17 protein-coding genes are annotated in these 20,439 nt (G+C 70.4%); 11 read left to right on the forward strand and 6 right to left on the reverse strand.

All coding sequences use genetic code 11. The features are described from left to right. Positions 1-198: 198 nt before the first annotated feature. Both WMF27_RS24785 and WMF27_RS24790 read left to right on the forward strand, forming a co-directional pair. On the forward strand, positions 199-1,491 hold the full coding sequence (locus tag WMF27_RS24785) for a type VI secretion system-associated FHA domain protein (protein WP_437766412.1): 1,293 nt from the start codon (positions 199-201) through the stop codon (positions 1,489-1,491). Between the two features lie 90 nt (positions 1,492-1,581). After that, positions 1,582-2,274: a hypothetical protein gene (locus WMF27_RS24790; RefSeq protein ID WP_437766411.1), complete on the forward strand. Its 693-nt coding sequence runs from the start codon at positions 1,582-1,584 to the stop codon at positions 2,272-2,274. A 298-nt stretch (positions 2,275-2,572) separates the two neighbouring features. Here the strand turns inward: WMF27_RS24790 and WMF27_RS24795 are convergent, their stop codons facing one another. Beyond that, positions 2,573-3,490, reverse strand: coding sequence for a hypothetical protein (locus WMF27_RS24795; RefSeq protein WP_437766410.1), 918 nt, complete (start codon positions 3,488-3,490; stop codon positions 2,573-2,575). 542 nt (positions 3,491-4,032) lie between these two features. On the opposite strand from WMF27_RS24795, the gene WMF27_RS24800 reads away from it, so the two are divergent. The 5 genes from WMF27_RS24800 to tssG all read left to right on the forward strand — a co-directional run bounded on the left by WMF27_RS24800 (position 4,033) and on the right by tssG (position 8,575). Further along, positions 4,033-4,545: an Hcp family type VI secretion system effector gene (locus WMF27_RS24800; protein WP_437292882.1), complete on the forward strand. Its 513-nt coding sequence runs from the start codon at positions 4,033-4,035 to the stop codon at positions 4,543-4,545. Between the two features lie 138 nt (positions 4,546-4,683). Next, positions 4,684-5,169, forward strand: coding sequence for a type VI secretion system tube protein TssD (gene tssD / locus WMF27_RS24805; RefSeq protein WP_437766409.1), 486 nt, complete (start codon positions 4,684-4,686; stop codon positions 5,167-5,169). Positions 5,170-5,215: 46 nt separating this feature from the next. After that, positions 5,216-5,635 (forward strand): type VI secretion system baseplate subunit TssE, encoded by a 420-nt coding sequence (gene tssE, locus WMF27_RS24810; RefSeq protein ID WP_012237628.1) that lies wholly within the window; start codon positions 5,216-5,218, stop codon positions 5,633-5,635. Positions 5,636-5,708: 73 nt separating this feature from the next. Then, on the forward strand, positions 5,709-7,478 hold the full coding sequence (gene tssF / locus WMF27_RS24815; protein WP_437766408.1) for a type VI secretion system baseplate subunit TssF: 1,770 nt from the start codon (positions 5,709-5,711) through the stop codon (positions 7,476-7,478). Continuing rightward, positions 7,442-8,575 (forward strand): type VI secretion system baseplate subunit TssG, encoded by a 1,134-nt coding sequence (tssG, locus tag WMF27_RS24820; RefSeq protein ID WP_437766407.1) that lies wholly within the window; start codon positions 7,442-7,444, stop codon positions 8,573-8,575. Before tssF ends, tssG begins: the two co-directional genes overlap by 37 nt. A 64-nt stretch (positions 8,576-8,639) precedes the next feature. On the opposite strand, the gene WMF27_RS24825 is transcribed toward tssG, so the two are convergent. Continuing rightward, on the reverse strand, positions 8,640-9,350 hold the full coding sequence (locus WMF27_RS24825; protein WP_437766406.1) for a hypothetical protein: 711 nt from the start codon (positions 9,348-9,350) through the stop codon (positions 8,640-8,642). A gap of 147 nt (positions 9,351-9,497) precedes the next feature. Between WMF27_RS24825 and WMF27_RS24830 the strand changes: the two genes are divergently transcribed. Together WMF27_RS24830 and WMF27_RS24835 are read left to right on the forward strand one after the other, a co-directional pair. Next, positions 9,498-10,208: a hypothetical protein gene (locus tag WMF27_RS24830; RefSeq protein WP_437766405.1), complete on the forward strand. Its 711-nt coding sequence runs from the start codon at positions 9,498-9,500 to the stop codon at positions 10,206-10,208. 119 nt (positions 10,209-10,327) lie between these two features. Then, positions 10,328-11,380, forward strand: a complete 1,053-nt coding sequence (locus WMF27_RS24835; protein WP_437943030.1) for a hypothetical protein — start codon at positions 10,328-10,330, stop codon at positions 11,378-11,380. Positions 11,381-11,625: 245 nt separating this feature from the next. Here the strand turns inward: WMF27_RS24835 and WMF27_RS24840 are convergent, their stop codons facing one another. Next, positions 11,626-12,786, reverse strand: a complete 1,161-nt coding sequence (locus tag WMF27_RS24840) for an FHA domain-containing protein (protein ID WP_437766403.1) — start codon at positions 12,784-12,786, stop codon at positions 11,626-11,628. 285 nt (positions 12,787-13,071) lie between these two features. Further along, positions 13,072-15,525 carry an endopeptidase La gene (gene lon / locus WMF27_RS24845; protein WP_437766402.1) on the reverse strand — a complete coding sequence of 818 codons (2,454 nt, stop codon included), beginning with the start codon at positions 15,523-15,525 and terminating at the stop codon, positions 13,072-13,074. A 443-nt stretch (positions 15,526-15,968) separates the two neighbouring features. Here lon and WMF27_RS24850 point away from each other — a divergent pair, with 443 nt between their 5' ends. Further along, complete coding sequence (locus tag WMF27_RS24850) at positions 15,969-16,802, forward strand: formylglycine-generating enzyme family protein (protein WP_437766401.1); 834 nt, start codon at positions 15,969-15,971, stop codon at positions 16,800-16,802. A 78-nt stretch (positions 16,803-16,880) separates the two neighbouring features. Further along, positions 16,881-17,816, forward strand: coding sequence for a methionyl-tRNA formyltransferase (gene fmt, locus WMF27_RS24855; RefSeq protein WP_437766400.1), 936 nt, complete (start codon positions 16,881-16,883; stop codon positions 17,814-17,816). Positions 17,817-17,896: 80 nt separating this feature from the next. Here the strand turns inward: fmt and WMF27_RS24860 are convergent, their stop codons facing one another. Both WMF27_RS24860 and WMF27_RS24865 read right to left on the reverse strand, forming a co-directional pair. Then, entirely contained in the window at positions 17,897-18,736 is an 840-nt protein-coding gene (locus WMF27_RS24860) for an aldehyde dehydrogenase family protein (RefSeq protein WP_437769808.1), read from the reverse strand. A gap of 131 nt (positions 18,737-18,867) precedes the next feature. Beyond that, complete coding sequence (locus WMF27_RS24865) at positions 18,868-20,394, reverse strand: aldehyde dehydrogenase family protein (protein WP_437766399.1); 1,527 nt, start codon at positions 20,392-20,394, stop codon at positions 18,868-18,870. Positions 20,395-20,439: the final 45 nt, after the last annotated feature.

Genomic DNA, 20,439 nt, shown 5'->3' on the forward strand with positions numbered 1-20,439 from the left:
AACAGGTCAACAAACCGGCCGGCCCGGGCGAGCCGGGCTTGGCGCGCCGCTGGGCGGGCCGGCCTCGGCGCCCTCTCGGGCCTCGGCGTGGCCTCTGGGTGGCCTCTGGGTGGGCTGCACGCAGACTGGCGGGCCCGCATGGTGCGGATGGACGTCAGGCACTCCCGTCCGGCGGAGCGGGTCTGCTAGTCTGCACCCATGCCGGCGGCGCTCTCGGCCCGCGTGTCCGACACCCAGGCCAACCAAAGCTTCGACGTTTCGTTCGAGCGCTTCCCTGTCCGGATCGGCAGGAATCAGCTGAACGACCTTCACATCGACCGGCCCTACATCTCCCAGTTCCATGCGGCGGTGGACGTCCGCGATCGCCGGATCTTCGTGCGCGACCTCGGCTCCACGAACGGGACGATGTTCGCGGGGCACCGGCTGGCGCGCGACACCTCGGTGGACGTGACCGGCCAGCCGGAGATCACGATCGGCCCGATCCAGATCCGGCTCGCGATCATCGAGGCGCCGCTGAAGTCCGAGAGCCCGAACGACGGCACGCTGCTCGGCACCGGCGGAGACAACCTCTCCGCGCTGATCAGCCCGCAGAAGCGCGCCGCTCCCGGCGGTGAAGACCCCTACCTGCGTCAGGTGGTCCCGTACCTGGAGGCGTACCGGACCGCGTGGGCCGCGGTCTACCGGATGATCTGGGATCACCTCGCGCGCCTTCCGCCCGATGCGCGCCAGAGCTACTTGCGCCGGCTCGGCGAGGAGCACCCGAGCGTGCTCGCGGAGCGGGATTTTCAGAAGATCTCTCAGTACTACGGCGTGGACTACCGCACGCTCGGCGAGCTGGCCCCCGCGAACGCGGCGTTCGCAGCGCTCTCCGAGCTGGCGGGCGCCCTCGCGCCCGGCGCGAAGCCCCCGGACGACGTCGCGGGCATCGTCAACTTCGCGCGGCGGCTCCGCGACACGATGGAGGTCTTCCTGAAGTGCTTCGTGAGCTTGCGCGACGGCTATCAGGAGTTCGAGGCCGAGGTGCTCGCGCGCGATCGCTCCGCGGAGACGGACAAGGTCGCGAACGCGCAGGACGCGAAGGAGCTCGGCACGGTCCTGCTCACGCCGGTCGGGGGCCCGGACGCCGCGCGGCACCTCCACGAGATCTTCGTGGATGTCATGAGCCACCAGATCGCGCTCCTGAACGGCGTGATGGGGGGCGTGAGATCGCTGCTCGTCAAGCTCTCCCCGAAGACGCTCGAGGAGAAGCTCGAGCGCGCGGGCAAGAAAGGCGGGCTGTTCTCGAGCAAGTACGAGGAGCTCTGGAAGCTCTACGAGCGCCGCCACGGCGACTATTCGGGGGAGGACAAGGAGACTTTTCGGGAAATATTTGGCGAGCAGTTCTCTCGGGCGTACGCTGCGACCGCCGCGGAGGACTATGGGTCGTCCGGCGAGTCGGGAGGCCGGAGCATCGTCCGCTTCCCCGGCTCTGGGAATCCGAACAAACGCTAGCGCCCCAACACGGCGGGGTTTCGCGCGGCGAGCCGCGCCTTGGGCTCGCCGATCTTCGCCGGAGGCGCGGCCGAACGCGAGGCGCCGTTCATGCGAATCAGGGAGAAAGTCGTAGCAGCAGGTTGTCTGGCCGTCGCCGCGTGCCTCCTCGCCCCGCGCGAGGCGGCCGCGCAGACGACGGTCCAACGCGATAAGAACTGGGCCACGGTCTCGGACGTGAGCCTCGTGCTGGGAAGCTCCGTCGTTTTCCTGATGCCGCGTGTCTATTACAGCGATCCCGAGGCCACGGTCGGCTGGAAGGGGCGCTGGCATTTCTCGGTCATGGCGCCCGCCATGACGATGACCGCGCTGACGCTGCTCGTGGACCTGCCGATCAAGAGCGCGCTCGAGTCGACGCGCCCCGGCTGCTCGATCGACGAGACGAAGGCGGCGGTGTCCGACTCGGGCTGCGAGTCGTTCGGCGGCCCGTCGACGCACGCGTTCGCCTCCTGGGGCGCGACGGGCGCGGGCACGGGCATCTTCGTGGTCGACACGTTCCGCTACTCGTCTGGCCGCTTCAACGCCGGCGCCTTCATCGGCAATGTGGCCTTCCCCCTCACCGCCTCGGTCGTCACCACCATCGCCCGCGGCGTCGCCCCCGGCGACACACGGCCGCACGAGAACGCCGGTCAGATCGCGATCGGCGGCGTCACCGGCTTCCTGAGCGGCCTCGCCGTCGGCACCGCCTACGCGATGCTCCAGCGCCCGAACTGCGGCTACGGCAACGCGCTGTTCTGCTGGTAGCCGCCTCTCCGCCAGGCCTCCCTCCCCTCTCCGGCGGGCCTCCCTCCGCTCGCTGGAGCAGCGGGGGGGCCGCCCGCCCCCCGCGACCCCCTGGCCTCGGCCGCCGTTCTACAGCGGTTTCCGCCCGCCCCTGGTACGAGCGTCGCAGAGCGACGGCCCCCCGCAAGCGCCGCAGAGCGGCGGTCACCCGCACAGGAGACGGGCCCAGATCGGCGTTTTCGGCGCGGAAGCGCACTCTGGTGCGCTGAGCACCGAAAACGTCGAGGTGGGCCCGTATCCGAAGCGGGTGACCGCCGCTCTAGTCCTGGCCGACGACGCGCTCCCAGAGCGGATCGTTCGATGAGAAGAGCGTATCCCGCTCCACCCGGAGGAATCGCTGGAACTCGACGCGGCGGAGCTCGCGGTCGCTGTCGCGGTTGCCGTCGTCGTGCTTCACGATCTTCACCCGCACCTGCTCGAGCAGCTGAATGCCGTTCGGTTTGTACGAGACGTCGGTGCGCAGCACGTAGCGGGCGTAGAGCCCGCGCTCGGTGACGGAGGGCACCACCGCCGTCCGCTCCAGGTCGACGGATGCCGCCTCGATCAGCCGCCCCCTTCGCGCAAGGTAGAAGTGCGCTCGCTGTCGGCAGTCGTCGGGATCAGGGCAGTCCTTCGTCTCGGCCACGACGAGGTTGTCGTTGCCGAGGCGCACCGGGGACAGCTTGGTCCCCTTCGCGGGCGCGCGGAAGCTGCCGACCCCGTAGACGTCCGCGCGATCGCCGGCCGCTCGCACGAGCGCGACGAGGCCGCCCTCGTCGCCGTTCTCGAACTTGAGGACGCGCACCCACACGGCGCGAAGCCCCTCCGGCCCGGAGCGGATCTCGACCTCGTCGGGGTCGATCTTGCGCGGCCAGCCGGACTTGGAGATGCCGCCGCGCAGGGTCTCGTTGGCGAACACGTAGTGGCCGGTACAGTCGACGTCGGTCGGCCCGATCCCTCGTTCCTCGCTGTAGCCGGGAATGACGACGCTCAGCCACTGGTCTGGGTCGAGGGTGCGGACGGCCGCCTTGCCGCCTGCCCCGCGCTTCGCAGGCGGCAGCTGGGTCGTGCACACCGGGATCGGATTCTGCTTGCGTGTCTGGAGCTCGCCGTGTGGCTGCTCTGGGTACGATCCGCAGCCCGTGAGGGCGGCGGCGAGCCCCAAGCCGACGACGGAGCCGAAGCGAACGATGCTCACGCGCTCTTCGTATCATGCAAGGCGTCGCCAAGGCGAGTTCGCGACCTAGCGCCCTGGCCGGCCAACGGCTCTGGCCGGCCAACGGCTCTGGCCGGCCAACGGCTCTGGCCGGCCAACGGCTCTGGCCGGCCAGCCCGCCTCGTTCTCTCCGGGTCGGCGGTCGCGCGCATGCCAGATCACGCCGCCGCCCCGCGCGTGGTCGCGTTCCCCACACGCCCGCAACGCGATGGACACGCCCGCGCCCTCTTATCGAAGCGATGGCTTCGTGACGGAATATTGCGCGGCGTCAGGAACCAGACGTGAACCCCAAGCGAACCGAATGCCAAGAAACCCGCGCTGCTCCGGGACACAAAAGTCTTGACGCTCCCAAAGAGGGAGTTACCTTCTGGACTCCCTGAGAGAGACAGGGGTAGAGATACGATAAGAGTCTTATCTCTGCGTCTCTGAACTCCTAGTCCCGACGGAGCGCACCGTCTGCCAGCGCGCAATGGGGCGTAGACTGAGCCCAGGCGGCGAGTTCTTGAAGGAAGAGGCATTTGATCATGGCGTTGCAAGCTCACCTCGTTTTGAAGGGCGTTACCCAGGGCCCGATCGATGGCTCGGTCACCCAGAAGGGTCGCGAGAAGTCGATCGCTGTCATCTCGGTGCAGCATCAGGTCGTGAGCCCGCGTGACCCGGCGACCGGGCTGCCCAGCGGGAAGCGCCAGCACAAGCCCTTCGTGATCACGAAGGAGCTCGACAAGGCAACCCCCCTTCTTTACAACGCCCTGGTCAACAACGAGAGCATCTCGGAGTGGACGCTCAAGTTCTACACGCCGGGCACCGCGGCGTCGAAGAACGTCGGCAAGGAGCAGAACCACTACACGGTCAAGCTCACGAACGCGACGGTCGCGAGCATCGACTTCCACATGGACAACACGCGCGGCGGGGACGGCGCCAAGGATCGGCCGGAGTACGAGCGCGTCTCCTTCACGTACCAGAAGATCGAGTGGTCGTTCGATGACGGCGACGGCGCGCGTCAGGCGGACGATGACTGGGAGACGCCGCAGGGGTAGTACCTAGCTGCTGAGGTCTCGTCGCACCGGGCGACCTTCGGGTCGCCCGGTTGCGTTTGTCGTCCTGACGTTGGGGCATCAGAGCGGGGCCTCAAAATCAGGCATGGCCATCACGCGCAGCAAGCTCAGAATGTTGGCATGCCCCTCAGCGCCTACCTCAGACTCGTCGGCGAAAGACAAGGGGAAATCAGGGGCTCCGTCACCCAGAAGGGGCGAGAAGGTAGCATCCTCGTCACCGAGGTATTCCACTCGCTGGTGGGGCCGCGCGACCCGGTCACGGGGCGCCCGACGGGCAAGCGGATGCACAAGCCCTTCATCGTCACGAAGGACCTCGATCGGTCCACGCCGCTCCTCCTCAGCATCCTCAGCCACAACGAGAGCATCCCCCGCTGGGAGCTCCAGTTCTACAGGTCGATCGCGATCGGCGTCGAGAAGCCTGTCTTCACGGTCCAGCTCACGAACGCGAACATCTCGAGCATCCAGTTCCACATGCTCAACGTGAGGAACCCGGGGCAATCGCGCCTGCCCGAGCAGGAGGAGGTCGCGTTCACGTACCAGAAGGTCGTCTGGACCTGGAACGACGGGGGCATCTCCGCGGAAGACGACTGGCTCACCCCGCGCTGAGCGGGCGGGCTTCCGCTCGAGGCGCGAGCTGAGCTACGATCCCCTCGTGGCCGGCGCCTCCCTCCTCACCCGAATCGCGCACGCGGCCGACCCGCACTCGACGGAGCGGCACACCTACCGAGATCACGACCTCGAGTCGGCCATCCTGACGCACCTCGGGCACATGCTGAACACCCGCCAGGGGAGCTCGCTGACCTGCCCGGACTACGGCCTCATGGAGGTCTCGGAGGTCCTGCATGAGTTCCCCGAGGCGATCGGCCTGGTGCAGCGCTCGCTCAAGAACTGCATCCAGACCTACGAGCCGCGGCTGAAGAACGTGCAGGTCCGGCACCTGCGCACCGACACGGTCCAGTCGATGGTCCTCGAGTTCGAGATCACCGCGCAGATCCACTTTCCCGATGGCCGGCGGCAGGCGCTCCGGCTCGGCGCTGCAGTGGACCAGAGCGGCAACGTCCGGATGACGTAGCCCCCGCCCGACGGCCTGGCTCACGGCGGTTGACAGCCTTCGGCCCCGGCGGTCGACTGGCGGTGGCGAGAGGATGTTCAACAAATACTACCAGGACGAGCTCACCTACCTGAGGGACCTGGGGCGCGAGTTCGCCGCCGCCTACCCCGGGATCGCGCCCATGCTCGCGGAGAAGGGCGGGGACCCCGACGTCGAGCGCCTGCTCGAGGGCGTCGCGTTCCTGACCGGCAAGATCCGCCAGAAGCTCGACGACGAGCTCCCCGAGGTGATCCACTCGGTCGCGTCGCTGCTCTTCCCGCACTACCTCCGCCAGATCCCGGCGACCTCGATCATCGAGTTCACGCCGCTCCCGAACGTGGTGCGCGAGAAGCTCGTCGTCGCTCGGCACGCGGAGGTCGGGTCGGTGCCGGTCGACGGCGTCTCGTGCCGGTTCCGCACGACGCAGGACGTCGAGCTCGTCCCGCTCGCGGTGGAGGACGTGCGCGTCGACACGGGCGCGCAGCTCGCGCAGACGCTCCGCATCGAGCTCCGCCTGACCGGCGGCGCCGCGCTGTCGGGCCTGTCGCTCTCCTCGCTGCGCTTCTACATCCACGGCGAGCGCAGGCTGCAGGACGACCTCCGCCTCTGGGTCGGGGCGCACGTCGACACCGTCGCGCTCGCCGCGGTGGACGCCGCGGGGCGCGACACGACGATCGCGTCGCTCCCGGCGCGCGCCGTGCGGCTCACCGGCTTCTCCGACGAAGAGTCGCTGATCCCGTACCCGAAGACGGTCTACCCGGGGTTCCGGCTCCTGCAGGAGTTCTTCACGCTCCCGCAGAAGTTCGCGTTCTTCGAGGTGACCGGCCTGCAGGCGCTCTCGGCGGAGCGGATCTCCGACCGGTTCGCGCTCCTGCTGCAGTTCAAGGACGGGCTCCCGCCGGGGACGCGGATCGGCAAGGAGAACATCCGGCTGTTTTGCTCGCCGGTCGTGAACCTGTTCGAGCACACGAGCGATCCGATCAAACCCGAGGCCACGAAGCACGAGTACCTCTGCCGCCCGGCGGGCGCGGCGCCCGCGGCCTTCGAGATCCACAGCATCGACAAGGTCGTCGGCATCGCCCGGCGCACGAGCCAGCGCGTCGAGATCCCCTCGTTCTTCAGCTTCCAGCACGAGCTCGATCCCGAGGCCGCCGCGCGGACGATCTTCTACCAGGCGCACCTCCGCCCGGCCGCCATCGGCGACGGCATCGACATGTACCTCTCGTTCGGCTCCCCGCAGGACGCGGGGGCCCTCCCCGAGTTCGACGTGATCAGCATCGAGGCGACGAGCACGAACCGCCGCCTGCCGGCGCAGCTGAAGCTCGGCGATCTCAGGGTGCCGACGGCGACCTCACCCGCGGTGGCGAGCTTCACCAACCTCACCGGCGTCACCGCGCCGCTCCCGCCGCCGCTCGGGCGCGAGCTGCAGTGGCGCGTGCTGGCCCACATGGCGATGAGCTACCGCTCGATCACCGAGCTCGAGGTGCTCCGGGCGACGGTCGATCTCTACAATTTTCAGGCGATCGTCGATCGTCAGGCGGCGCGCGCGAACCAGCTCCGCCTGGCCGCGATCAAGGCGATCCGGGTGCGGCCGACGGATCGGCTGTACCGAGGGGCGCCGGTGCGCGGCGTCGCGGTCGACATCGAGCTCGACGAGGGCGGGTTCGTCGGCGAGGGGGAGATGTACCTGTTCGCGAGCATCCTGAACGAGATGTTCGGGTCCTACGTCTCGCTGAACTCGTTCACGCAGCTGACGGTCACCGGCACGAATACACGCGTGGTGCATAAATGGGACTCGAAGAGCGGCAGCCTGACGCTGATCTGAAGCCGGCCGCGCCGAGAGGCGCCGCGAGCGCCGACCCCGTCGCGCTGGAGACGCTCCGGCGCTTCGCGGATACCGCGCCACGCTTCTCGTACTACCGCCTCATCTACCTGCTCGAGCGGCTCTTCCCTGCCGCGCCGCCGGTGGGCCAGCTCGGGCCGGTGCAGGACGAGCGCATCCGGCTGCGCGGCGACCCCTCGCTCATCTTCGCCTCGAGCGACGTGAGCGAGCTCGCGCCGGTCAAGGCCGCCGACGGCGTGGAGCGCGCCCGCGTCTCGACCACGTTCCTCGCCCTGTACGGCTCGGTGTCGCCGCTGCCGGCGTACTTCATCGAGCAGATCGCGCAGGCCGACTACCAGGGCGGCCCGCAGCCGATCCGCGAGCTCCTCGACGTCTTCCACCACCGGCTCCTGTCGCTGCTCTACCGCGCGTGGACGAAGTACCGCTTGCCCGTCACGTACCGCAAGCAGGGCGCCGATCCCTTCTCGCGCCGGATGCTCTGCGCGGTCGGCATCGACGGCTTCCGCGGCTACGAGACGCCGCTCGATCGCTTCTTCTTCCTCCGCTACGCGTCGGTCCTCGCCTCGAAGTCGCGCTCGGCGAGGAACCTGGAGACGGTGCTGTCCGAGATGCTCGGCAACATCGACGTGAAGATCGAGCAGTTCATCGGCCACTGGACGAAGATCGAGAAGCCGTTCAGGAACAAGCTCGGCGTGATGAACCATCAGCTGGGCGAGAGCCTGACCCTGGGGCGCTACGTGTTCGACGGCTCCGGCCGCTACAAGGTCGTGCTCGGCCCGGTGGGCTACGACGAGTACCTCTCCTTCTTGCCCGGGGGTCGGCGGCAGGATCTGGTCCGCGGCGTCATCGAGACGTTCACGCCGGGCATCCACGACGTGATGCTCGAGATCCACGTGGACACGGAGGAGGCGCCGCGGTTCCAGCTCGGCTCGCCGCGCGCCGCGACGCTCAAGCGCACCGCGTGGATCGGCGGATCTGCGGCGGAGCGGCTCGTGATCACGATCCCCCTCGACGACAAGCACCTCGCGGGCGGCGACGACGAGGACGACGACGATCGGGGCGAGCCCCCGCCGATGTGACCCAGGCCGAGCGCCGCCGCCGCGGGCCGCCGGGAGGCGCTCGCCCCGCGGCCCCGCCCTGCGCTCAGTAAACGGTGAGGCTCTGCAGCGCGGCCGTGATCTCGTCGGCGTTCGCGTCGACGTTCTCGTGGTGAACGATCTGCACGAGCAGGATGCGGCGGGGGCTCCGGAGCAGGATCTCGTGGGCGAAGGCGTCCGAGATCGGCTTCGACGGGATCTTCGCCTTGACGAGGTAGCTGCGCCCCTGCGTGTTCGCCGTGGCCACGGGCGCGCGGCCGGAGAGGATCTCCGCGCCCTGCTCCTCGAGGTCCGCCTCGTAGCGCTTGAGCACGTCGGGCCACGGATCCTCGGGGCTGTCGATGCGCTCGTAGATCGAGAACAGGAACTGCCGCGGGGACTGGTACGTGATGAAGCGGCGCTCGGGCGTGTAGTCGGCGCCGCCGACGTTCCAGTCCATCGGGCGGCTCATGCGGACGTCGCCGTTCATGAGGCCCACGCCGATCCGGCGCGGCACACGGTCCGTCGCCGGCGCGTCGAGCGGCGGGAAGTACACCTCGAAGCTCGAGTCCTTGCTCAGGGCGCCGGCGGCGCCGTGGAGGTAGAAGACGTCGTCCTGCTTGGGGGCGGTGGGCGAGCCGCCGCAACCGGCGAGCAGCGCGATCGCAGCCACGGCGGCGCAGGCCACACCTGCGCGCCCCGCTGCTCCGGCGGCGAGCGGACGGCGGGCGCGGAAGGCGGGGACGTGCGCGAGCATCGGCATTCCGGGGTGCCTCATCGGAGGGGAACTCTAGGCCAGCGAGGGCACGCCAGCCAAATGTTCGCCGAGGAGTTTGCCCTCGGGGTGCCTGGCATTGAATGATTGCCCGGCCCGGGCAGCGCTGCGCCTGCCGATCGAGGCGGTACCCCGTGCCGCGAGAGAGACATGTCCAACGAAAGCAAACCGAGTCGCAAGGGCGAGCCCGCCGGAGCACCGGCGGCGAGCGCGCCGAGCCCCCCCTCCACCCGCACGAGCCAGGGCCACGAGCGTCCTGCGCCTGGCCGCCGCGCGCCCCGGCGCCCCGCGCTCGCGGCAGCCTTCGCGCTTGCGCTGGGGGCCCCGGCGTGCAGCGGCATCGACGCCGGCGTGGAGTACCCGGACGACCTGCCCGCGGTCGATCGGTACCTCTTGACCCCCGAGAACGGCCCCGAGGCGCCGCTCGCGCTGGGTGAGTTCAAGATCGGCCCCGAGACGTGCAGCGGCGTCGACACGCACCCGGTCACCCAGAAGCTCTCGCCCGAGGATCTCAGCCGCTTCCTCGCGGCGCAGGGCGCCGGGAGCATCACCCCGAAGCTGGCGAGGTCAAACCTGTACTGGTTCGACTTCCCCGCGCGCGACAAGTCGTTCGTCCGCCTGCGCCTTGCGGTGCTCGAGGACGCCAAGCACGCGACGCAGGATCTCCACGACGCGGTGCTGCAGCACGGGCCGGGCTGGTGGGGCGTCCGCCGCTCGAACCTCGCCGTGCTCGCGCCGAAGGCGAACCTGAGGGAGGCGATGGCGTTCGCCATCAAGTACAAGCTCGTCTGCTGGGGCGTCTTCACGTACGCGGCCAACGACGACGCGTACGTCGTCCCCGGGCCCTACGCCGAGCTGTGAGGGGAGCTGGCGGCGCGCGGAGCGGAGGCGCACGCCGCCGGCGCGCCGTCGGCAGACCTCTGCGAAGCTGGCCCACGCTCGGGGAGAACGCGTAGACTGCGCCCATGCGCCGTTACGTCTTGCTCGCCGCCGCCGTCGCTCCGATCCTCGCCGTGACCGCAGCCGTCTCCGTGCCCGGCTGCGCAGAGGAATTCGAGAACATTTGCACATTCCTCGACGATTCGAGCAGCTGCTACCACGCATTCCAGACTGAAACCGACGATCAGTGCTGGATGAAGGGTGAGGGGAACGGGCCGGTCGGCAATTTCGCGAGCCGCGACAAGCTCGACGTATGTTTCCTCAAATCGGGCGGTCAGATCGTCTTCGATCCGCCGCTCGACATCGCGGCGTTTCCCCCGAAGAGCATGGCTTTCAAGCGCCTGACCGCTCGGGCCGAGGAGTGCGGGTCCGTCGCGTTTTCAGGGGAGTTCAGCTACTCGGTGACCGTCAAGGTGCCCTGCACCGGCGCCGATATCGACGCCGGCGCGGAGGGATGCGCGGACGCTGGCGCCGACAACAATAGCACGATCGGCAGGACGCTCACTCTGACGACTCCGGAGGGCAGGAGCACCCTCGACGTGAGTTGTGCAGGCGGCAAGTCTCACCACTTCAATCGCGTCGACATCCAGGAGTGCGCGATCGAAGGACAAGACAGGTTGCAGCCTCGAGCCGTGCTCGAGGCGAACGCGGGCAACCAGCCCCCGCCGGATGCCGGCCCGGATACGACGGGCGATTTCGCGGGCTCTATCAAGCTCCGCATCTACCACCCGCAGAGCGGGGCGATAGAGGTGAACGAGAAGAGAGAGAAGAGGGTCGAGACAGACCCTGTTGTGGTCGAGTACTTCGACTGCGTCATCCCGCCGCCTGCGCCGCTCTGCTCCAACGGTCAGAAGGACGGACTGGAGACCGACATCGACTGCGGGGGCACGCTCTGCGAGAAGCGTTGTGACGATGGCCAGTCCTGTGCTGGGAATCAAGACTGCGCGACAGGAACGACGTGTCGACAGGACACCAGCGGCTTCCTCAAGTGCCAGACGTCGGACAGCAACAGCGCGAGCACCACCACCGGAAGCGCTGCAGGGGCTGGCGGCTCGGGCGGTGCTGGCGGCTCGGGCGGCGCTGGCGGAGAGTAGCTTCCGACTGGTCGGGCGTGATCTTGGCCGGGCGAGACTCGCACCCGCTGGACGACACCCCCGATTCGAAGCTGGCGCTCACTCCTTCCCTCGATACCAGCCTCATCAGCTCGCACGAGCCCCGCCCACGCGCCCCGATAGGCCCCCTCGCAGGGTGCCGAGCGGCTCGGCAAGCTCTCCGTACCTGGGGCCAACTCAGGGGACGCGGCATCACGTCATCGGTGCCACGTGACGTCCGCCTCCGCTCAGGCGACCAGCACCTTCACCACGAACGTCGTGCTCCCGAGGCGCAGCCGGTCGTTGTCGCGCAGCTGCCGGCGCTCGCCCTGTCCGAGGCGCTGCTCGTTGACGAAGGTGCCGTTGCGCGAGCCGTCGTCCTCGATGAAGACCTGACCCGTCGTCGGATCCGCGTGGATCGACGCGTGCCGTGAGGAGGCGCTCGCATCCGCGAGCCCGATCTCCGTCGCGGGGTCCGCCCCGGCGCGCCCCACCTGCGTCCGGCCGCTGTAGATCGGCCAGAAGCTGCCTCCGGGATCGTTCTGGAACGTCACGATGAAGCCGACGAGGACACGCGCGGGCTGCGCCGACACCTGCGGCACCGCGCCCGAGACCGCGCCCTGGACGATCGGCGGCGCGACGATCGCAGGCGCCCTGGCCTGAGCGACCGCCGGCACCCCGCCCTGCACCATCTGCGGCGGCGCGACCGCACCCCCCTGCACCATCATCGGCGGCGGCGCCACCACGCCCGGCTGCACCATCGGCGGCGGCGCCACCGCGCCCGGCTGCACCATCGGCGGCGCGACCAGCCCAGACGCCCCCGCCGGCACGACCATCGGCGGGGGCGCGACCATCTGCGGAGGCGCGCCGAAGACCGGCGCCGGCGCCACGGGCTGCTGCCCCATCGCGCCACCCAGGGACGCGCCGGGCACCATGCCCGGGCCCGGCGCCCCGAGCGCCGGCTGGACCGGCGGCACGCCCGGCGCGTTCATCGGAGGAGACGCCGGCTGCGACGTGAGCCCCGCGGAGGGAGCCGCTCGGGCCCAGGGAGAGACCGGAAAGGGAGCTTCCCCACCCACCGCCGAGAAGGCGACGCTGCCGCCCGGCGACGCCGGCACCGAGAGCCCGCCCCCGCCCACCCCGTACGCCTGAGGAGGAGGCGGATAGGCGCCCTGAGCGCCCCCTGCCGCGTAGCCTGGCGACGCCGCGCCGCCATAACCCGAGACGGCTGGCTGCCCTGGATAACCCGGCGGGCCAGGCGGAGCATAGGCGCCAGCCCCCGCCTGCACCGGCGGAGGCGCGACCGGAACGGAGGCTCCAGGCGCTGCGCCCGCCACGCTCGTACCGCACATCGAGCAGGCAGCGTCGGTCTCCTTGAGCATCCACGCGCAGTTCGGACACGGCCTCATGCGATCTCGAGGCTACCGATTCGCTTGACACCCGTCGAGGCGAAAGCCGCGCCTTGGCGAGAGCGCGCGAGCCCGCCGCGCAGCTCGGCGCGCGCTGCGCCTGCGCAGGCGACGCCGCTGCCACGCGCCGGCGCGCGAGCGCGCCAAGCTCGCCGAGAGGAGAGGCGTCCGTCGCCGCCGCGCGGGGCGTCTTCACGAGAAGAGACACGAAAAAAGGCGCCGCGCGTTCGAGCCGCGCGGCGCCTTGGAGACAGGTCGCTCAGCGATCGCTGGCGACGGCCGTCATCAGTTGCTGGCGATCGAGCTCTTCTCCGACTTCTCGATCTCCTTCTTCTCGCCGTCCTTCGACTCCTCGGTCGCGGGCGCGGGCTCGGGCAGCCGCTCGAGCGCGGCCTCCAGGACCTGCTCCATCCGGCTGACGAAGAAGAACTGCAGCTCGTCCACGACCTCCTTCGGGACCTCCTCGAGATCCGCCCGGTTGCGCTCGGGGACGATGATGCGCTTGATGCCGGCGCGGTGCGCCGCCAGCACCTTCTCCTTCAGGCCGCCGATCGGGAGCACGCGACCGCGGAGCGTGATCTCGCCCGTCATCGCGACGTCGTGGCGGACCTTGATCCCGGTGAGGAGCGAGACGAGCGCCGTGAACATCGTCACGCCCGCGCTCGGCCCGTCCTTGGGCATCGCGCCGGCGGGGATGTGGATGTGCAGATCGCTCTTCTCGAGGAAGTCCTTCGCGATGCTGTACCTCGACGCGTTGCTGCGCACGAACGACAGCGCCGCCTGCGCCGACTCCTTCATCACGTCGCCGAGCTGGCCGGTCAGCTGGAGCTTGCCCGTGCCGTACATCCGCGTCGCCTCGATGAAGAGGATCTCGCCGCCGACGCTCGTCCACGCGAGGCCCGTCGCGACGCCGCTCTCGGCGGTGCGCTCCGCGACCTCGCTCGTGTACTTCGCCGGGCCGAGGAACTCGTGCAGGTCGTCCTCGTTGTCGACGCGCCGCTTCTGCGTGTCGCCCTCGGCGACCTTCACCGCCACGCCGCGGATGACACCCGCGATCTGCCGCTCGAGCGACCGGACGCCGGCCTCGCGCGTGTAGTGATCGATGATCTCCTCCAGCGCCTTGTCCGTGACCTCCAGCTGCTCGGTCGTGAGCCCGTGCTCCGACAGCTGCTTCGGGAGCAGGTGCTGCCGCGCGATCGCGAGCTTCTCCTTCCGCGTGTAGCCGGGGATCTCGAGGATCTCCATGCGGTCGCGGAGGGGCGGCGGGATCGGATCCGCCACGTTCGCGGTCGCGACGAACATCACGTGCGACAGGTCGTACGGGATCTCCAGGTAGTGATCCGCGAACGTGTTGTTCTGCTCCGGATCGAGCACCTCGAGCAGCGCCGCCGACGGATCGCCGCGGAAGTCGTGCCCGATCTTGTCGACCTCATCCATCATGAAGACCGGGTTGATCATCCCCGACTTCTTCATGCCCTGGATGATCTGGCCAGGGAGCGCGCCGACGTAGGTGCGCCGATGGCCGCGGATCGCCGCCTCGTCGTGCACGCCGCCGAGCGAGACCCGGTGGAACTTGCGGCCGAGGGCGCGCGCGATGCTCCGGCCGAGCGACGTCTTGCCGACGCCGGGAGGCCCGAGCAGGCAGAGGATCGGGCCCTTCTTGTCCTGCTTCAGCTTCCGGACCGCCAGGTACTCGAGGATGCGCTTCTTGACCTTCTCCAGGCCGTAGTGGTCCTCGTCGAGCACCTTGCGGACGCTGCCGATGTCGAGGTTGTCCTGCGTCGACTGCGTCCAGGGCACGTCGAGGATCCAGTCGAGGTACGTCCGCACCACGGTGTACTCGGCCGACCCGACCTGCATCGTGCGCAGGCGCTTCAGCTGCTTCTTCGCGACGGTCTCCGCCTCGGTCGGCAGGTTCGCCTTCGCGATGCGATCCTCGAGCCCGTCGAGATCGCCCTGATCGCCGTCGTCCTCGCCGAGCTCCTCCTTGATGGCCTTGAGCTGCTGGCGCAGCACGTACTCGCGCTGGTTCTTGCCCATCTCCTCCTTGATCTGGGAGTTGATGCGCTCGCGCATCTTCAGGATCTCGAGCTGCCGCGTGAGCAGCCGCAGCACCTTGCGGATGCGCTCCTTGACGTCGATCGTCTCGATGAGCTGCGCCTTCTCCTCGACCGGAGCGTCGAGGTTCGCCGCGACGAGATCGGCGAGCGCGCCGGGCGCCTGGATGGAGTCGATGAGCGAGCCCGCCTCGCGCGGGAGCTCCGGCATCAGCTGGATGACCTGCTTCGCGATGTCGCGCAGGCTCATCGCCAGCGCCTCCGCCTCGACGTCCTCCGTCGCCGGCTCGTCCATGCGGCGGATCTTGGCGCGCAGGTACGGCGTGTGGGCCGTGACGCTATCGAGCCTGATCCGCGTGAGGCCCTGCAAGATCAACGAGTAGTTGCCCGAGCTGTGCTTCAGCGCCTTCAGCACGCGCGCGGCGCAGCCCATCGGGTACAGGTCCTCCGCCCCGGGATCGTCGGTCGACGGATCGCGCTGGGCGAAGATCGCGATGACCGGGCCGGGGAGATTGTCGACATCCTCCACCAGCGCGACCGACTTCTCGCGGCCGACATCGAAGGGCGCGACGGCGCCCGGGAACAGCACCGCATTGCGGATCGGCAGAACCGGCAGCTCGTCGCCGAAGACGACCTCTTCCTCGGAGCGCGGCGGCATCGGCGGGTTCTTTTTCTCGGACATGGCGATCTCCTCTAGGCACCCGACCGGGGGAGGTAAACCCCTTCATCAACACGCAGCCGGGCCGCGCGGCCACCGCGCGCCCCGGTCATCTTGGCTTGCATCCAGACGGATGCGGATGGTGCAACGCGGAGCCCTGCTGGCAGCTCTTGGTGGAAGACAGCCCGCGAGGCTACGGGAACTCACCATAGACACGGCGCATGCCGCGTGCCACAGCCCTGGCCATTTTTTTGAATGAGGATACGCTGCGGGTGGTCAGCTCCGACTCCGACCTGCAGCGCTCGCTCGTCACGCTCGTCACCTCCTGGCGCGCGCGACGCGGCGCAGGAACCTCGGCGGCCGGGTCAACGAGGCGCGCCGAGGAGGCGCGCCTCGGCCTTGCCGCGCGCCGCGGCGAGGCCGAGGCTGCGCCCGGCACGGAGCGACACCCTGGCCCTCGCTGAACGATGATCGATCCCCTGCTCGGCCTCGGCGCGCTCGCGATCGCGATGCTCGGCCTTCCGGCGGCGCCGTCGCTCGATCCTGGGCCCAGCCCGGCGTGCCCGGCGGACATGCGGCTCGTCACCGGCACGCACCGCGACGAGGTGCAGCACGTCTGCGTGGAGCCGGTCAAGAGCGGCAAGGCGACCCACTGCTTCGCGTACTGGGAGGACATCACGGCCGAGGAGGGGCCGTCGACCGAGATCTCCGTGTGCATGGACCAGTTCGAGGCGCCGAACCAGCGGGGGGCGAAGCCGCTCGTCATGCAGTCGTTCGAGACGGCGACCGCGTGGTGCGCCGCGCGCGGCAAGCGGGTGTGCGCCGAGCAGGAGTGGGAGCTCGCGTGCGAGGGCCCCGAGCGGCGTCCCCTCGCCTACGGCTGGCGCGTGGACAAGGCGGTCTGCAACAGCGGCAAGGCCTGGCGGCCGGTCGACGAGCGGAAGCTCGGCGCCTCCGGCGAGGCGGCGCAGCGCGAGGTCGAGCGGCTCTGGCAGGGCGCGCCGAGCGGCTCCCATCCCGGGTGCGCCTCGACCTTCGGCGTCTTCGACATGATGGGCAACGTCGAGGAGTGGGTCGCCTCGCGCCGCGGCCGCCGGTGGCCAGGCGCGCTCATGGGCGGCTTCTGGGCCAAGCCGTGGACGGGCTGCCGCGGGACGAACGACGCGCACGATCCGAAGTTCGTGTTCTACGAGACCGGCTTCCGCTGCTGCGCCGATCCGCGCTCGGCTCTCCCTTCGCGCGGCGCGGCGGCGCGCGAGGCGGACGAAGAGCGCGGCGGGCGCCGAGCGCCCGGGCCCTGAGGCCGAGCCTCCACGGCGGCGCTCGCCGCGAGCGAAGAAGGCGGCACGACGGGCGCATGTCCTGCTAGAAGCCAGGGCGTGCGCGCCCTGTTCTTCGGTACCCCCGCCATCGCCGTGCCGTCGCTCGAGGCGCTCGCGTCGATCGCGGACGTCGTCGGCGTCGTCTGTCAGCCGGATCGGCCGGCCGGTCGCGGGCTCGAGCTGAAGGCGCCGCCGGTGAAGGTGAAGGCGCTGGAGCTCGGCGTGCCCGTGCTGCAGCCCGAGAAGGTCCGCACGCCCGAGTTCGCCGCGTGGGTCGCGGGCGCCGGCGCGGACGTCGCGCTGGTGATCGCCTACGGGCGCATCCTGCCGAAGGCGGTGCTCGAGGCGCCGCGGCGCGGCTGCATGAACCTGCACGCGTCGATCCTGCCGCGCTACCGCGGCGCCGCGCCGATCACCTGGGCGATCGTCGGGGGCGAGACCGAGACGGGCATCTCGCTGATGCAGATGGACGAGGGCATGGACACGGGGCCGGTCTACGCGGTGCGCCGGACGCCGATCGGCCCGGACACGACCGCCGACGAGCTCGCGATCGATCTCGGGGCGCTCGCCGCGCGCGTCGTGCGCGAGGACCTCCGCCGCGCGGTGGACGGCGAGCTCGCGCTGACGCCGCAGGACCACGAGGCGGCGACGCACGCGGCGCTCCTGAAGAAGGAAGACGGGCGCATCCGGTGGGAGCGGAGCGCCCGGCAGATCCACGACCACATCCGGGGGATGACCTCGTGGCCAGGCGCCTTCACGACGATCGACGGCAAGGCGCTCAAGGTGCTGGCCGCGCGTGTCGAGAGCGAGGCCGACCAGGCCGGCGCGCCGCCGGGGACCGTGGTGATGGCCGGCCGCAGCGTCGTGATCGTCGCCTGCGGCGCGGGCGCGATCCAGATCGTGCGAGCCCAGGCCGAGGGGCGGAAGCCGCTCGCGGCGGCGGACCTCGTCGCCGGGCGGACGCTCCAGACCGGGATGGTGCTCGGTCGATGAGCGCTCCGGGCGCCGTTCACGGCGCGCCGTCGATGAGCGCCGCCCGCGTCACGGCGCCCGGTCGTTGAGCGCCGCCCGCGTCACGGCCCGGCCGGGTGCCAGATCGTCTTCATCTCGACGAACCGCTCGATCCAGCGGGGGGACGTCGCCGCCCTGTCGTCGAACCACTCCGCCTCGCCGAGCGATCGGGCGCGCACCCGCTTGACGCTGGCCGCGGCCGCCTCCTCGAGGCGCTTCGTCAGCGCCACGTCCACGCCGTGCAGATCGAGCGCGGCGACGTCCATGTGCGCGGCGAGGTGCGGCAGCACCTCCGCGAGCTGGCCGGTGAGGACGTTGACGACGCCGCCCGGGAGATCGCTCGTGGCGAGCGCCTCGCCGAGGACGAGCGCCGTGCGCGGATCCGCCTCGCTCGCGAGCACGACGCAGGTGTTGCCGGCGGTGATCACCGGCAGGAGAGCGCCCGCGAGGCCGAGCAGCGCCGGCCGCGGCGGCGCCGCGATGACGACGACCCCCATCGGCTCGGGCACCGTGAAGGTGAAGTGCGGGCCGGACACGGGGTTCAGGCTCGCGAAGAGGCTCTGGTACTTGTCGGCCCAGCCCGCATAAGCGACCGCGCGATCGATCGCCGCCAGGACCTCGCGCTCGGCCGCGCCTGCGCCCTGCCCGCCGCGCTCGAGCGAGGCCGCGAGCTCCGCGCGCCGCGCCTCGAGCATCTCGGCGAGGCGGTAGAGGATCTGCCCGCGGTTGTACGCGGCGCGCGCCGACCAGCCGCCGAGCGCGCCGGCCGCCGCGAGCACGGCGTCGCGCCCGTCCTTGCGCGAGGCGCGCGGGATGTTCTCGACCGCGCCCGCGCCTCCGTGATCGCGCACCTGCGTGTACCTCCCGGACTCCGAGCGCACGAACGCGCCGCCCACGAACATCTTGTACGCCTTGCGCACGCCGACCCGCGCGCGCGCCTCGCCCGGAGGAGCGTCGAGCGCGGCCGCGCCGGCGCGCTCGCCGATCGACGTGCGCCCCTCGTCGCCGCCGCTGTCCTGGTCGCCGAGCGCCATCAGTCCACCTCGAGGTAGGCGAGCAGCCCCTGGCGCCCGCCCTCGCGGCCGAAGCCGCTCTCCTTGTAGCCGCCGAACGGCGCGCTGGGATCGAACTTGTTGAAGGTGTTCGCCCAGACGACGCCGGCGCGGAGTCGCTGCGCGACCCAGAAGCTCTTCGAGCCCTTGCTGGTCCAGACGCCCGCCGACAGCCCGTACATCGTGTTGTTCGCCTTCTCGATCGCCTCCTCGGGCGTGCGAAAGGTCAAGATCGAGAGCACCGGGCCGAAGATCTCCTCGCGCGCGATCCGGTGCGACTGCGCGACGCCCGTGAAGAGCGTCGGCGCGAACCAGTAGCCCCGCTGCGGGAGCGCGCAGCTCACCGAGAAGCGCGCGGCCCCCTCGCGCTCCCCCGCCGCCACGAGCTCCTCGATCTTCGCGAGCTGCGCCCGCGAGTTGATGGCGCCCACGTCCGTGTTCTTGTCGAGCGGATCGCCGACGCGCAGGGTCCCCATGCGCTCGCGCAGCTTGAAGAGGAGGGCGTCGTGGACGCTCTCCTCGACCAGGAGGCGCGAGCCCGCGCAGCAGACGTGGCCCTGGTTGAAGAAGATGCCGCCGATGATCCCCTCGACGGCCTGATCGAGCGGCGCGTCCTCGAACACGATGTTCGCGGCCTTGCCGCCGAGCTCGAGGGTGAGCCGCTTCCCGGTGCCGGCGAGCGCGCGCTGGATGCGCTTGCCGACCTCGGTCGACCCGGTGAACGCGACCTTGTCGACGCCGGGGTGGCCGACGACCGCCGCGCCCGTCGCGCCCGCGCCCGTGACCACGTTGACGACGCCGTGCGGGAGATCGGCCTCCTCGATGATCTTCGCGAGGAGCAGCGCGGTGAGCGGCGTCGTCTCGGCGGGCTTGAGCACGCACGTGTTGCCCGCCGCGAGCGCCGGGGCGAGCTTCCACGCCGCCATGAGCAGCGGGAAGTTCCACGGGATGACCTGACCCGCGACGCCGAGCGGCCGAGGATCGCGCCCGGGAAAGGCGTGCTCGAGCTTGTCCGCCCAGCCCGCGTGGTAGAAGAAATGCGCGGCCGCGAGCGGGAGATCGACGTCGCGGGACTCCTTGATGGGCTTGCCCCCGTCGAGCGACTCGACGACGGCGAGCTCGCGCGCCTTCTCCTGGAGGGCCCGGGCGATGCGGTAGATGTACTTGCCGCGCTCGAGCGGGCGCATGCGCGACCAGTGCTTCTCGTACGCGGCCCGCGCCGCCTGCACGGCGAGATCGACGTCCTGCTCCGAGGCCTCGGCGAACTCGCAGAGCTTCTCCTCGGTCGACGGGCTGATGCTGTCGAGGTAGCGGCCCGAGGCCGGAGCGCGCCACGCGCCGCCGATGAAGAGCTCGTACCGCGGCGCGATCTTCACGTGGTCGCGCCCCTCGGGCGCCGGCGCGTAGCGCCAGGCGTCGCCGAACACGACGGCCGCGTCGCGCGCCGCGGTCGCGTCCCGGGGCGAGCCCCCGTCGCCGCCAGCCGCGGCGGTGCTGTTGTCGCTCATGCGGCGCACTTTACGCCCGCGACCGCGGGTTGAACACCGACGCGG

Source organism: Sorangium sp. So ce281, from assembly GCF_051527395.1.
Taxonomy (GTDB): domain Bacteria; phylum Myxococcota_A; class Polyangia; order Polyangiales; family Polyangiaceae; genus Sorangium; species Sorangium cellulosum_B.